This window comes from Lentzea sp. NBRC 105346 (assembly GCF_030269605.1).
GTDB lineage: Bacteria > Actinomycetota > Actinomycetes > Mycobacteriales > Pseudonocardiaceae > Lentzea.
On the sequence record NZ_BSTQ01000006.1, the window covers coordinates 249,085 to 264,667 of the forward strand.

Sequence of the window (15,583 nt, forward strand, 5' to 3'; positions counted from 1 at the left end):
GCCGAACACTGCCGCACCGGCCACGCCCGTCCCGAACGCTGCCGCGCCGAATCCGGCGCCGAACACAGCCGCGCCCAACCCGGCGCCGAAGTCCTCGGCGCCGAACGCTGCCGCGCCGAACAGCGTCGGTCCCAACCCGGCGCCGAGCCCGTCCGTGCCGAGCCCCAAGGTCCCGAGCCCGGCTCCGAACACCTCGGCCCCGAACACCTCGGCCCCGAACCCGGCACCCGACACCGCGACCCCGAGCCCGGCGGCGAACCCGGCACCGGCCACCCAATCAGGCCCCACCCCCGCAACCCCCGACGCGCAACCGGTCGTCGCCCCGATCCCGCAACAGCAGTCCCCGCAACCAACCCCGAAGAAGCCCAAGACAGAACCCCTCGACAGCGAAGCAGACGAGAGCGGTTACGACGCGGACGAAGACATCGACATCCCCGTCGACCCGTTCAAGCTGACCCCCGAGCAGTTCAAGGACATGCTCAAGACCAAGCCGAACGGAGCCTGGTTCTGGTCCGGCCGCTTCGCCACCCCGTTCCTCCCCCCGAACATCACGGTCAGCGTCGAGAGCATCGCCGGCCACGAGGCGTTCGGCGCCGACTTCGGCACCACGCTCGAGGACAAGCTCGACGGCTGGGCGCTGGAGATGCCGGACTTCACCCAGCGCGACCCCAAGTCCACCGAGGTGTGGGAGAACGCGTCCAAGTTCTTCGCCGAGGGGGCGGAGGGCGTCGTTCACGTCATCCTCGGGCCGCAGCGCCGCGAGGGCAACGTGTTCGACACGATGGAGTTGCCTGCGCTGCAGGCGAACCCGAAGGTCGACGCGGTCATCGCGGTCGACCCGTTCACCGGTGAGACGAAGGTCGTCTACGCCAAGGACGGCTTCGCCACGCCGGAAACAAATCCGGCACCAGCGCCAGAACCGCAAAGCATCCCCGAAACCCCCCAAGAACAAGTAGACGACGGCTACGACGCGGACGACGACGGCTACGACAGCGACGAGGACATCGCGCTGCCGAACGCACCGCGCGGCATCGGACCGAACGCCGCCCTGCCGGCCCAGCAACTGCCGAGCTTCGTTCAGAACAGCCAAGCCCTGGGCACGATCGCCCCGACGAACCCGACCGGCGACATCACTACCGCCGTGAACACGATGCTGCCGGGAAGCACGAACGACATCCAGACCGCGCTCAACCAGAACTTCGAGAGCTTCCTGGGCAACGGCCGCAACTTCCCGATCAAAGTCGGCAACCAGTGGTTCGAGGCGAACGTTCAGGCCACCATCCTGCCGACCGCGACGAACCCAACGGCACCGGACATCAAGACCAAGGTCGACCTGACGACCAACAGCGGCACGAACACCGGCAACACCAACACGATCGGCACGTCGGGCAGCGTCGGAGCCGGCGCCACAATTGCCGCCCCGGTCGGCCCCTACGGCTCAGTAGCCGGCAGCGCCCAGCTGGCAACCCCGGTCCAGTCCACGAACACCGGCACCTCGACAACGGACCAGCGCGCGATCAGGGCCGGCCTGGGCGAGAAGACGGCCGTAGTGCCCGTCGACTACAAGATCACGATCACGGACGCCAACCTCAACCCCGTGAACACGCAGCACGTCAACGGCGACGTCACGCTGCACATTCCGGACGACATCGGCGACATGACGCCGAACCCGGACGCGCAACGAGTAAACCTCCCCAACGACGTCGGCCCGAAGATCGAGCACGCCGCACCCGAGGCCGTCGAGCTGGACACCGATCTGGCGTTCAACAACATCGCCGCGCAGCTGCACCCGTCCATCACGAAACTCGGCGCGCCCGGACGGACAGACCTACAAAACTTCCTCGACCCCACAACGATTCGCGACAACCTCGGCGCCGCGCTGAACGGCTGGGTCACCTCGCCGGACCTGGTGAGCCCGCACGGCAGCCGCGGCGGTGTCGTGCGGATGAAGGCGACCCCGGTCAACGCGATTCTGGTCGGTACCAACACATCCACCGAACTGCGGCTGCACGAGTCCGTCTCGACCCAAGCGGGTGTGTCGTCGTCCAGCAAGAGCGGTTTCGACGTCAACGTCGGCGTGGGCGGCGGCGCGACCGTCGCCGGACAGGTCGGTGGCACGGCTGGCCTCACAGGCGGCGTGTCCAGCAAGACGGCCGTCACCGCGAACGCGGGCACGAGCACCAGTGTCAAGACCGGCATGAAGCTCAAGGGCGACACGGGTGTCTACCAGGTCGAGATGAACCTGGAGTTCCAGACCCCGCACGGCAGCGTCACCGTCCCGGTCACGACGCACATGCGGATGGGGCTGCCCGAAGCCAAGAACGTCGGCCTGCCGACGCCGGACGCCACGCCCGCGATCGCTACGCCCACAACCGAAACGCGTCACCTGCCGCCGTACCTCGCCTCCGCCGCGGCCGCCGGGCACGTCAAGGTCGGCGAGCTCGCCAACGCCGACCAGGTGCAGACCAGCGTCGAGAACGCGTTGCGCGCCAAGTTCGGAGACCTCCTCCCGAACTTCAACACCGGCAGCAACCCGCAGAGCACCGGCAAGAACATGGCCGACCTCGCGGAGATGATGAACAACCAGCGCAAGCTGAACACCGAGCTGTCGCCGCTCGCCCTGAAGTCCCAAATGGACAGTCTGCTCGGGCCCGGCGTGCAGGTGCAGCTCAAGAAGCAGGGGTTCGCCACCAACGAGTACGTCAACGTCACGGTCAAGGCGCGGCTCACCGACCCGCAGCACGTCGGCCAGGCGGACAACCGGTTCGTCCGCAACGCGGCGTCCACCGGGCCGAAGCTCGACAGCTCGGGCAACGTGCAGAAGGGCTGGAACGCGGGCATCGAGGGCCGGGTCGTCATCCCGAGCACGTCCGGCAACACGAGCGCCACGCCGACGCCCAGCGTGGGCGCGAAGTACAACAGTTCGACGAACACCAAGACCGGTGCGGGACCGACGGTCGGCAGCACCTCGCTCAACACCGGCAGCCCGAACGCGCAGCTCTTCACCGGCAACATCGAGTTCGACATCGAGATCACGTCGCACAACCGCAACCGGTCGTGGGTGAAGCGGCTGACACCGGGCTCGCCGTTCCGGCAGGTTCCGGCCCCGACCAAGGTCAGCCTGCCGAAGATCAACGGCACGGCGAACCTGTGGGTGTCCGACAGCGCCGCGATGAAGGCCGACCCGGCGCAGTTCCAGCCGAGCGTCCCGCCGAACCCGACGAAGATCGACAACCCGCCGTCGATCAGCGACCTGCTCACGTCGACGAAGCAGAACGCCAGCAAGATCGAGAAGTCGCCGTGGCTGCACGTCGAGGCGGTCGCGAACGCGGAAGCCGTGCGCGACGCCGCGATTCAGGCGCTGAACACCGCGGCCAAGGGCGACTCGGTGCTCACGATCCCGGGAACCGAGGCGCGCAACCGCATCGACAAGATGCTCAGCCCCGAGAGCCTGCGCGCGAACCTGCGCACCCTGGTCGACAAGGGCATGACCGAGGGCGGCATGAAGTACGACCGCCGGGTGTACGACCGCAGCGGCGCGCTCGGCGTGTCCGTCAAGCTCGGCCAGCCGCGCGTGGTGTCCATTTCGGACAACGTCGGCACGGAGAACGCGAGCACCGGCGGGTTCAAGGCCGGTGACAGCAAGACGACCTCGAACTCGGTCGACGTCACCGCCGGCCTCAACACACCGATGCGGCCCGCGACCGGGGCCAAGGGATCCGGCGCGGTCGGCGCGAACGCCAAGTGGACGCCGTACTCCAAGTCGTCGACGCAGGCGACCGAGGTCGGCGGCAGCGTCGACCGCAACCGGGTCACCCCGGCCGACGGGCGCACGGTGCTGCTGCAGCTCGACGCCACGTTCAACCTCGTCGGCGAGAGCCGCGAGGCCAACACCGTCCACAAGGGAGCGCCGAACAAGGCCGGTGTCTCGGTGGACCTGCCGGGCGGCGTGTACGTCCGGGTGAGCGAGGACGTCGCGCGCGACATGGGTCTGCTCGACCCGGCGCCCGAGCACACCAGCCCGGACTTCGGCACCATGCAGCCGCCGTCGACGCTGAAGCCGGGCGAACCCGGGTCGCTGGGCCTCGGCCTCGTCGAGAACGCGCCGAACCTCACGAACCTCGTACCGCAACTGCGCAACCAGCTCGGCACGCTCGGCCCGAACCTGCTGCCTCCGTCGGTGCTCAACGACTCGATGAACAACCTGCGCCGGCTCACGGACCTCACGTCCGACGCGAGCGTCAAGGCGTTGATGGACAGCGCGCTCGACGGCGGGGTGCCGCTGCTCGTGCACAACCCCGGCACGTTCGGCAAGGACTCCTACCAGGTCACCCTCAAGGCCACACCCGGCACGCCGACGTTCGACTCCGCGGTCAACGACGGCGTCGAGATCGAGCACACGATCTCGGGCACCGGCAAGGTTTCCGACGGCAGCGGCAAGGGCACCGGCTGGGGTGTCGGCGTCCGCGTGCCCGGTGCGGCGCTGCCCGGTTCCGCAAACCCGAACATCTCGGGCAACGTCGGTGGCTTCGCGGCGGCCGGGTACAACCAGTCGCACTCGACGTCCACCACGAACTCGACCACCAACCAGGTCAACCACCTGCGCGCGGGCAGCGGTCCCGCGGTCAAGTACAACGTGCCCGTCACGTTCGAGCTGGTCGTCGAGAAGGGCACCCAACAGGTCGGCCGCGTTACCGCCGCCGAGAACATGACCGTGCGGCTGCTCGCCGACAACCAGTCGGTCAACCCGGTCGCCTCACCCGCGTTCAACCCGACGCCGACCCCACAGCCCGCTGCGCAGGGCAACCCGAACACGGCCACGAACTGGCAGCAGCAGAACGGGACGAACCTGCCGCCGACCGCGTCCGTGGAGAACTTCCGTGGCGCGCAGGCGTTGCAGGACGCCGCCCTGCAGGCGCTCAACCGGGCCGGCGCGAACACCGGCATCACCGGCAAGGGCACCGGATCGCTGAACGCGCTGAAGTCCGGCCTGAGCTCGGAGTCGTTGCAGCCCAACCTGCCCGGCATGCTCGACGGCGCGTTCGAGGTGCCCGGCCTGCACGAGGCCGCGCTGACCTTCGGCCAGCACGCGAACGTCAAGGTGTACGCCAAGATGGTCAACCCGCGGCTCGCGGGCCTGAGCGACGGCGTGCGCATCGAGAACCCGCGCACGACCGTCAGCACGACCTCCAGCGAGGTCAAGCACTCAGAGACCGCGGACGTCACCGCCGGGTTCGCGTCCGGTGGCGTCTCGTCGAAGAACCCGGCCGTCGGCTTCACCACCGGCGGCGCGGAGGTCAAGCACGGCGGCGAGGACAGCTCCGCGGACTCCGGTGGCGCGCAGAACAACCCGGTGCGCACCATCAAGCCGGACGGCCGCACGGGCCTGGTGCAGTTCGACGTGGAGTACCGCGTCGTCGCCGATCTCGGCGGCGGCAAGGTCGGTGTGGTCGACCTGACGGTGTCGGACTCCGCGCAGGTCCGCATGACCGCGCCGGACGCGGAGACCGCGCTGGGCAAGCAGTTCGACAACCAGCTCGGCGATGCGCAGACCCAGGTGAAGGACGCCGCGGCGGCGTGGCGCCAGGCGGAGATCGCGGCCGACCAGGCCCGGCACGCGGCCGAGCCGACGGTGAAGGATCTCACCGGGACCCTGCGCGGCGCGAACAACGCCGTCTACTCCGGACAGGAGGCCGTGCAGACCGCCGAGGGCAACCTCACCGGCGCGCAGAACAACCTGGCCGGTCCGCAGAACGCCCAGGCGCAGGCGGCCGGGGCCGTCCAGACCCTGCAGAACACGGTGAACGACCTCGCCGCCGAGGTCGCCAACCGCGAGAACCGCAACACCATGGCAGAGCAGTTGCTGCTCGGTGCCAACCTCGACCTGCAGAGCGCTCAGGGGCCGGAGGTGGCGGCGGCGCAGCAGGCCCAGCAGAACGCGCAAGCGCTTGCGAACAGGACCGCGCAGGCGCTGCGACAGGCGCAGGACCAGCACAACGCGGCCGTCACGCAGCTGGGCGTGGCGCAGGGCAACCTGACGACCGCGAACCAGAACCTGCTCAACGCACAGCAGCAGGTGCAGCAGGCGCAGGCCCAGCTCGAACTGGCGCAGCAGCGGCTGCAGACCGCGCAGACGATGCGGCTGGGCATCCAGAACCAGATCGACGCGGCGCAGGCGCCGGTCGAGGCGGCGCGGAACAACGCCGACGCCGCGCAACAGAACTGGTGGAACGCGAAGACGGCGGTCGAACAGGAGGTCGCGCGCTTCAACACGCCGCCGTCTCCCGCCGACCAGAACAACCAGCCGCCGCCCCCGCCGCAGAACCAACCGGCGGTGGCGGGTCCGAGCACGCCGAACCAGAACACCCAGAACCAGCCTCCGCCCCCGCCGAACTCGTCGCCCCGGAGCGTCCCGCCGTCCTCGGCGCCGTCCATCGCACCCGAGTCCGCACCGAAGACCCCGGCCACGGCTCCACGCGGCCCGTCGCCGGAGCGGTCGTTCTCCGCAACGCCCACGGCCGCCGAGCTGCAACCGTTGGTCAACGACCTCGTCGACGCGAACACGAAGCGCAACCAGCAGGGCTACCTGCCGCCGGTCGTCTCGGTGACCGGTGCGAACGCGCAGGCGGTCGTGGACTCGTTGGCAGCGCACGGCATCGAGGCCGAAGCCAGGCCCGGTCCGCAGAACACGACCGACGTCCACGTGGACTGGGACCTCAAGCGGCCGGAGGGCTATGTTCCGCCCGCCGCGCCCCAGTCGGTCAAGGTGACCGACACCGTGATCACCTCACCGGCCCCGCAGTCGCCGTCACTGCTCGACGACCCGAGCTGGAAGCACAGCACCGCGGCGAGCGCCGACTGGTTCGACGCCCGCAACCCCGTGTCGTCGCAGGACATCGCGAACGCCCGCGCGAACACGCCGGTCACTACGACCGTGCGCGGCGAGGACGGCGGTGTGCTGTCCAACTCCAAGATCACGCCGGAGGGTGTGAAGCTCAAGGCGTGGCGCGGCCCGATCGCCTACGACGTCCGGACGCTGGACGTCAACGGCGTCAAGGTGCAGGACCTCACCGTCAAGCTGCACCTCGACGGAAACGCCAACGACATCAAGGCGGTCCAGGAACGGACTCGCGCCGGTGTCGAGGAGTTGTTCAACCAGGGCAACAGGTTGCCGACCGGCGGGCAGTTGCACGTCACGGTCGAGTTCACGGACAACAAGGCCGACGCGCACGGCTCGATCAAGCTCACCGACCCGGACGGCCGCGCCAACCAGCTCAACTGGCCCGTCGACACCGACTCGCGGCGGCTCGCGCACGAGGTCGGGCACTTCCTCGGGCTGCAGGACGAGTACTTCGAGACCGGCAAGGTCAAGCCGATCTTCCAGCACCAGGACGGCAAGGGCCGCGTCGTCAACGACAACGCGCCGATGACGGCCGGCATCGACGCACCGGACGTGTCGCTGAAGCCACGCAACCTTTGGCTCATCGAGAACCGGATGAACGCGCTCGCGTCGTCGACCACGCACGCGCCGGACATGAACGTGCCGCCACCGAACGCGCCGAGCCTGCGCGACCTGTTCGGGCGCAACAGGGTCGATCCCGCGCCGATCCCGAGCACCAGCGTCCCGGTTGACCCGCCGCAGATCGACATCGACCTCTCGCAGGACTTCGCGGCCGACGTCAACGCCGACCTCGACACGATCTTCAACACGTTCCCGGAAACCGCCGCCGACGCGCGGCTCGCGGTGGAGAACGCGGGGCACCAGCTCGACCTCGCCGAGCGCAGCCTCGACCAGGCCCAGATCGACCTGGCCGAGAACGCGCTCGCCGTGGCCATGAACAACCTGGCGGCGTGGGAATTCCACACCGAGTTCAGCGCGGCCGAGTACAACTCGTGGCTGGAAGGCCAGTTCTCCGACACGGAGTCCCTGCACAGCACCGACGACGCGGTCAGCTCGGCGTCGGAGCCGTCCGGCCCGAACCAGGCCCGGCGGCTGGAGGACGTGCTGCCGAAGTCCGAGTGGTGGCGGCTCTACCTCGACCCGCGTCATCACGCGACCGCGCAGCGGCTGTACCCGGACAACCCCGGTTCGTACTACGACAACGACCTGTCGCCTGGGTTCCAGGCCAGCATGGAGGCCGCGTACAACCGGTTCCTCAACCCGGAGAACTTCGCCACGCAGCGGCTGAACTCCGGGCTGTACAAGGAAATGCACGAGGTCGTCACGTCGCGGCTGGACAAGCAGTTCGACTGGTCGGGCAGCAAGACGACCGGTTTCCCGCTGCGCGGCCAGAACCCGAGCCCGGACGTGCTGGCCGACACCGTCGCCGGCCGGCCGCTGATGATCGACGCGATGGCGTTCTTCCGGCAGGGCGGGCGCCTCACCACCCAGCCGATCGTGATGCTCGACCGGTTCAGCTTCGGCAACGTGACGATCCGGACCAACTACCACCGCAACGAGGTCGAGGGCATCGTCGACGCGGTGTTCGACCGGTTCTACACGGACCTGGAGAACGCGAACACCGACGCCGAACGCTTCGAGGCCATCGGCCGGGTCGTGCGCACGATCCACATCGTGCACCCGTTCGAGGACGCCAACCGGCGGCTGAACGTGCACGTGCTGCTGCCGCGGTTGCTGCTGGAGGCCGGGTTCCAGCCGGTGATCTTCCAGGACATGGACCAGCTGTTCCAGGGCGGCCGGTCGCTGGAGCAGATCGGCGACGCGCTGGCCCGCGGGCAGCAGCAGGACCTGACCGACAACAACATTCCGGCGACCGCGCCGGAGTTCGAGGAGCACTCGGATTCCGAAGAGTACGACGACTCCGACACGGATTCCGACGTCGAGCCGCCGAACGCGCCACCACGCGCGGCGCCGGAGGTGCGGGTCGCCGACCCGGTGACCACCGCGCCCAGCCCGCTGCGGCCCTCGGTGCTGGATGACCTGAGCTGGAAGCACAGCCCCGCGGCCTCCGCGGACTGGTTCGACGCGCACAACCCCGCGACCTCACAGGACATCGCGGACGCGCGTAAGAACGCGCCGATCAGCAGCACGGTGCGCGGCGAGGACGCCGGCGTGCTGTCCAACTCCGAGATCACGCCGGGCGGTATCAAGCTCAAGGCCTGGCGCGGCCCGATCGCCTACGACGTGCGGACGCTGGACGTCAACGGCGTCCCGGTGAAGGACCTGACCGTCAAGGTGTTCCTCGACGGCAAGGCCGGCGACGTCCAGGGGATCCAGGACCGCACCCGCGCCGGCGTCGAGGAGTTGTTCAACCAGGGCAACCGGATGCCCGGCGGCGCGCAGCTGCACGTCACCGTCGAGTTCACCGACAACAAGGCCGACGCGCACGGCGCCATCAAGATCACCGAGCCCGGTGGGCGGGCGAACCAGCTCAACTGGCCGTCCGACACCGACTCCAGGCGCCTGGCGCACGAGGTCGGGCACTTCCTGGGCCTGCACGACGAGTACTTCGAGACCGGCAAGGTCAAGCCGATCTTCCAGCACCAGGACGGCAAGGGTCGCGTCGTCAACGACAACGCGCCCATGACCGCCGGCATCGACGCACCGGACGCGTCGCTGAAGCCACGCAACCTGTGGCTGATCGAGAACCGCATGAAGGCGCTGGAGTCGTTCAACATCGCGCCCGCGCCGGTGGCGATCGACCCGAACGCGGTGCCGCCCAACACGTTCCTCGACGACGTGAACATCCCGACGGTGTCCGACGGGTTCGCCGCCGAGGTGCACAACGCCGTGGAGGCACCGAAGATCGACACCGAGGTGCCGAAGGTCGCGGACACGTTCGTCGAGGATCTGTTCGACGACCTGGACGCGCAGGTCGACACGGCACCGCGCCCGCCGCGCCTGCTCGAGGGCGAGTGGTCGTCGCCGCGGCCGATCAGCGGACCGCTGACGCCGCAACGGTTGCAGGACGAGTTCGGCATGCCGCAGGTGAACCAGCAGCGGTTCCAGAAGCTCGCGGACCGGTTCAACCTCGTCTACGACGTGCGGCCGACGAACCCGGACTCCGTGCGGTGGCTGGAGGAGGGCGCGGTCCCGAAGCCGAAGGACATCAAGGCCAAGACGATCAGCAGTCTCGACGTCCACCTCGGCGCCTCGCCGGACACCATCGGCCTGGTGGGCTACTTCGATCCTCGGCAACCCGACTACGACTCGCTGGATCCGGACGTCCGGGAACGCGTGCGCCAGCGTTACGAGAACCGCAAGCGGGAGTTCGCGGAGCTGGCCGAGGAGTTCGAGTCGCTGGAGGCGCAGGGCCGGTACCGCATCGAGAACGGCATCGTGCAGGCCAACACGCCCAACGGGTTCAGGCACATCACCGGCGACCACGACGTCTACCACATCCGCCGCCCCGACGACGGCAGCGCGCTGGAGGTCGACGACTACGACCTCGACGTGTGGCTGCTGACCAAGCGCAACATCGGTGTGCAGCACGGCGCGCACATGTATTGGGAGCCGCAGGGCGCGTTCCAGGAGAAGATCTTCAACGACATCGTGACGCGCCACCAGCAGTCGGCGCCGGACGCGGAGCCGCTGATCAGGTTCAGCCCCGGTCAGCCGCCGGCGCTGGTGTTCGCCGACCCGCCGCCGGTGCACACCGAGTCGCCAGTGGTGACCGGACTGCGCCGCGACGGCGGAGCCGAGGGCGCCGTGCTCGCCGACCTCGACCTGCCGCACATCGAGTCGCTGATGGTGCACGCGCAGACGTTCGTCGACCAGTTCAGCCCGAACCCCGCGGCGGCCACGCCGGCGGCGGTCGCGCACGTGGCGTTCGAGCTACACCACAACGGCGCGGTCGCCGCCGAGACCGCGGCCCGCGAGATCGGTGACGCGCTGCCCAACGCGCCCACACGGCACACGGCGCTGGTCGCCGGCCTGGAGGCGAACCCGGCGGGGCAGGCGGTGCTGGCCCTGGGGCTACCGCCCGCCGAGCTGCAGGACCTCATGGTCCACGCGGCGACCATCGCGAACGGTGTGGACGTCGCGCAGATCGCGTTGACGCTGCACAACAGCGGTCCGGTGACGGCGCGGGCGGTCGCGGACGCGCTCGCCACGCCGTCCGGCACGTTCGACCGCGACGCCGAGCTGCCGAACTCGCCGACCCGCCGCACCGGTGACCTGTACGCCGAGTCCACTGTGTCCGATGTGGACGCCGGTCACGTCATCACGTTCAACCCGGAGACCGGTGTCGCCGAGGTGATGGACCCCGATGGTGCGGACCGGCAGTCCATGAACTCGTTCCTCGACGACATGATCTCCGCGTACGACGCGAACTCCGACTACGCCGCCTCGATTCTCGACGGCTACACCGCGCCGGTCGCGACGTACGACTACCAGTTCTCCAGCGACGGCGTGGAGCCGCAGTTCCTGCGGCACGCGCGCGACGTCACGATGCAGACGCGGCCGGGGCAGTTCCCGTCGGTGCTGCCGGTCGTCCAGACCGGCGTCGGCGCCCAGCCGCCGCTGATGTTCGCCGTGGACAACACGATCGCGCTGCCACTGGGTGACAACACCACGCAGTTCAAGGAGTTCTACGCGACGCCGGAGGTGATCGCGGACGCGCAGGCGCGGCTCAAGGAGGTCGGCAGCAAGCTGCGGCTGAAGGTGGTGCCCGGCAACACGGTGACGCACGACGGCACCACGCTGCTCCAGGTCACGCCGCACTTCAACAGCACGCCACCGGGCGTCTGCAGCGAGTTCTCACAGGGCGTGATCGGCGGCTCGCACAGCCTGGCGATCATGCGCCCGCCTGGCGGGACGCCGGTCGCCGGCAAGGTCTCCAACGGCGGGCCGCTGGTGTACAACGGCACGCACGAGATGGCGTTCGCACTGGCCCAGTTCGCGCAGAACCCGTTGGGGCCAAACAGCCTCACGCCCCAGCAGGTGAGCGCCGCCATGGCCGATACCGCCATCGACCCGCCGCTCGTGGGCCGCCAGTACGGCGCCGCGCTGGTGCCGGGCACCGACGCACGCGCCCGTCTCGACGCCGCGGCCGAACAACTGGGCGTCAACCAGTTCGCGTGGGCGCAACCGGGTGAGGCGTACGTGATTCAGTCGATCGCGGCGCCGGACGCGCAGGGTGCCAACTACGGCCTGAACTTCGCCCGCACGGGCACCGGCCAGCAGCTGGCGCAGGTGTGGGGCTACCACTTCGGTTCGGTCGCGGTGAACAGCGCGAGCAACGACATGCAGATCACCGTCGAGACCGTGCGGCAGGGCGGGTACCGCAAGCACCTGCTGGACCAGGCCATCAACGAGAACCTGCGCAACCACGGCCACAACCTGCCCGCCGTCAAGGCCTGGCTGCAGTCGCAGCCGGGCCCGCCCGCGGCGGAGCTCCAGCTCGTTGACGCGCTCGCCGTGATCCAGGACAGCCGCCTGCGACTGGCCGACCCCGCCGTCGTCGGCGGTGACCGGCAGGCCGCGGAGACGGCGCTCAAGGGTGCCGACCTGGCCGCCCGGACGGCCATCAACAGCATCGCCGGCGCCCAGTTGCCGCAGCCGGGCCAGATGTGGTTCCTCGGCCAGTACAGCAAGTCGAACGGCGACTCGTTCTTCGACAAGTGGGGCCACGTCGACGACCCGAGCGCGCAGATGCAGGTCGCCAACCCGCTCGTGGCGGTGACGGCGGCCAACCGCACGTCGGCCGAGTTCAAGATGGACATGGCGGACGCGAAGAACCTCGACCCGGCGCGCGTGGCGTCCGGCGAGCAGCGGTTGCCGGGGATCGCGAACAACATGCTGACCGGGCTCGCCTCGACCACGGTCGAAGCCGCGCTGTGGCGGCACCGCAACGGGATGCGACTGCCCGAGATCCACCTGCACGGGTACGGCAACGACCGGCTGCACGGCACTCGTACGGGTCAGCAGCGGGCCGATGTCGCCGCGGCCTGGACTCGGGCCGAGGTTTCGCGCCTGTTGGACGAGTTGCAGAGTGACATTCCGCCGGCCTACCGGCTCGGGGCCGACCAGATCCGGATTCTGCCGATCTCGCACGGGCGGGACGTGCCGGAGGGATCCACGAACCTAGAGGTGGATCGGCGCAACGTCTACGCGAGGATGACGATTCCGGGCTGACGCGACGGCCCGAAACTGTCAGACCCGCTGGTGCACTCCGACCAGGGCTTCCAGTACCAGCAGGCCTCCTGGCGTGCCCTGCTCGACCACGCGGGCCTGACTCAGTCGATGTCCCGGCGAGCCAACTGCCTGGACGACTCGGCGGCGGAGAACTTCTTCGGCCGTCTGAAGGAAGAACTGTTCCACCACAACAGGTCCGATACCGCCGAGGACTCACCGCGACACTGCACGAGTACATCGACTGGTTCAACACCACCCGCATCTCCACCACGCTCAAGGGCCTGAGCCCGGTTGAATACCGAGCTCAGGCCCTCGCGGCCTAACCTTACGAAGCCGGGCGCTTTGGTTCCTCAGACTGTGGTCAGCACCGAGGAGATCCGGGCGGCGATCCGCTCGTTGTCGGTGGGAGACAAGGAGAGCCACCCGTTCTCGTTGACCATCAGATACCGGCCGTTGTGCGTGTCGAACCACGTGATGAGCGCACCGGCGCGTTCGGTCCGGAACTGCGACCAGCGAGAGACCCCGAACTGCCCACCGGCCACCCGCCCGGCGGCCAGCTCGGCGATCTGGGCGGCGTCCTGTTCGGACAGTCCGGCCTGTCGCAGCGCGTCACGTTCGTTCAGATCCGTGCCGCCCCAAGGATCGTCGTCATCCTCGGGCGGGTCCTCGTAGAGCCGCACCGCCGCGTCGAGCGTCTCCTGCCGCAACGACAACGCGATACCGGGACCGGCGGCACCGTCGGGCAACACCTCGACGATCGACCGGGCGAGGGCGGTGGGCCGGATCTCCAGCAGCCCGACCCGGTCGCTGTCGATCACGGCGAGCACCGCGCGGTCACCGGAGGAGACGGCCACCGCGCGCACCGGGCGTTCGAGGTGCGCGACGGCGTCGACCGCGATCTCGTGCTCGGCCAGCAGCCGGAGGAAGTCCGCGAGTCGTTGGTCGCCAACGAGATCAGGGCGTTCGTCCAGCAGTGTGCGGCGCATGCGCGCGCGTTCGTCCGCCGTGCCGCCGACGCTCGGCACGTCGAGCGGGTAGGGCAGCCGGCCGAGTTCGAGCTCGTGCCACAGCACGTCCAGCTCGGCGGGCGTCAGCAGGTACTCGGGAGTGATCACGACGGGTCCGCCTTCTTCTTCTTGGCACCGCCGATGACGGGCGGCGGAAGGTCCGCGCCGGGCACCTCGAAGAGGTTGCCGCCGATGATGTAGCCGGGCGAACGCCGTTCCTTGTCCTCGTCACCGCGACCGCCGTGCGCGCCACCCATCGGGGCGCCGCCCATGGGAGCGCCGCCACCCGCTGCCGCTGCCGCCGCGGCACCACCGGCGGGCATCACCGGACCGCGACCGGGCTGCATCACGCCGGTCGAACCACCCGGAGCCGTCTGACCACCGCCGGGACCACCGGGAACCGGCCCGAAGCCGCCACCGAACCCGGCCCGGCCGCCACCGCCCGCACCGCCACCACCAGGCATGCCCGGCCGCATGTTCTGCGGAGGAACGCCCTGCGGCGCCTTGTTCATCGGCGGCTGGCCGGACTTGGCCGCGGCGGGCGGGTACATGCCCGGCTGCTGCTGGTAGTTGCCCGAGTAAGGGTTCTGGTACGCGGGCTGCTTGGGCGGCGTGTACGTGCCGGACGGCGTCACCGTGGACGCGGCCGCCGCCGCGGTCGTGCTGTCCGGCCGGTAATACGGCTGCTCCGGCGCCTGGTACCCGCCCGGCGCGGAGGCAGCAGGTGCCGCGGGCGGGGCGTAGGACGCCGCGGTGGTGGCGGACTGCTGCTGGTACTGGGGCGGGGGAGCGGCGGCACCGCCGGCCGGCTGCGCGGTCGCGGGCGGTGCGGCGGTGCCGAGCGTCGGGCCCTCGGTGCTGCGCAGCATCATCGGCTGCGGCGGCGCTTCTTCCTTGCCCGTCACCGGGTTGAACGGCGCGGTGAACACCGGCGTGGACTCGTCGATCGTCCGCGACGCCTGCTCCATTGTGGACATCACGGTGACGGCCTGGTCGTGCGCGGCGCGCGCCTGTTCGTTGGCGGCCTGCACGTCCGCGGCCGAGGCGCTGAACGCGGCGAGCCCGGTCCCGCTCATCGTCGCGGCCGCCTGGGCCCAGTCGAACTCCAGGGGCTCGGGCATGTTGGCCCGCGCGGTCTCCATGACGCGGCTCTGCTCGGCGACCCGGTTGCCCAGCTCGACGGCCGTCCGCGCGGTCTCGGTCACCCACTCCGCGAGCTTCTTCAACGCCAGCCGCGCACCGTCCGCGGCCTCACCGGTCCAGCCGGTCTCGGTCGCTTCGACCTGCTTGGTGATGTGCTGCGCGCACTCGGTCAGCTCGGACCCGAACTGGCCCCACTCGGAGCCGATCTGGCCGGTCTGGCCGGGGTCGTTGTTGTTGTGCACGGAGTCGTACAGCTCGCGGTGCGAGCGGGACGCCCAGTTCTGGGTGTCCTTGAGCACGAGGAAGTTCTCGGTGGCCATGACTCGCTCTCAGGGGG

4 protein-coding genes and 1 pseudogene are annotated in these 15,583 nt (G+C 69.6%); 2 read left to right on the forward strand and 3 right to left on the reverse strand.

Features of this window, described 5'->3' with window-relative positions; all coding sequences use genetic code 11:
- Window positions 1-288: pseudogene (locus tag QSK35_RS15600) on the reverse strand (hypothetical protein); the annotation flags it as partial.
- Window positions 289-475: 187 nt separating this feature from the next.
- Here QSK35_RS15600 and QSK35_RS15605 point away from each other — a divergent pair.
- Together QSK35_RS15605 and QSK35_RS15610 are read left to right on the forward strand one after the other, a co-directional pair.
- A complete protein-coding gene (locus QSK35_RS15605; protein ID WP_285746623.1) occupies window positions 476-13,096 on the forward strand; it encodes a hypothetical protein in 12,621 nt (4,206 codons plus the stop codon).
- A 224-nt stretch (window positions 13,097-13,320) separates the two neighbouring features.
- Window positions 13,321-13,419, forward strand: coding sequence for an IS3 family transposase (locus tag QSK35_RS15610; protein ID WP_502881664.1), 99 nt, complete (start codon window positions 13,321-13,323; stop codon window positions 13,417-13,419).
- Between the two features lie 27 nt (window positions 13,420-13,446).
- Here QSK35_RS15610 and QSK35_RS15615 read toward each other — a convergent pair whose 3' ends face one another.
- A complete protein-coding gene (locus tag QSK35_RS15615; protein ID WP_285746625.1) occupies window positions 13,447-14,211 on the reverse strand; it encodes an ESX secretion-associated protein EspG in 765 nt (254 codons plus the stop codon).
- Window positions 14,208-15,566: a PPE domain-containing protein gene (locus tag QSK35_RS15620; RefSeq protein WP_285746627.1), complete on the reverse strand. Its 1,359-nt coding sequence runs from the start codon at window positions 15,564-15,566 to the stop codon at window positions 14,208-14,210. The genes QSK35_RS15615 and QSK35_RS15620 overlap by 4 nt, the downstream gene beginning before the upstream one ends.
- Window positions 15,567-15,583 lie beyond the last annotated feature (17 nt).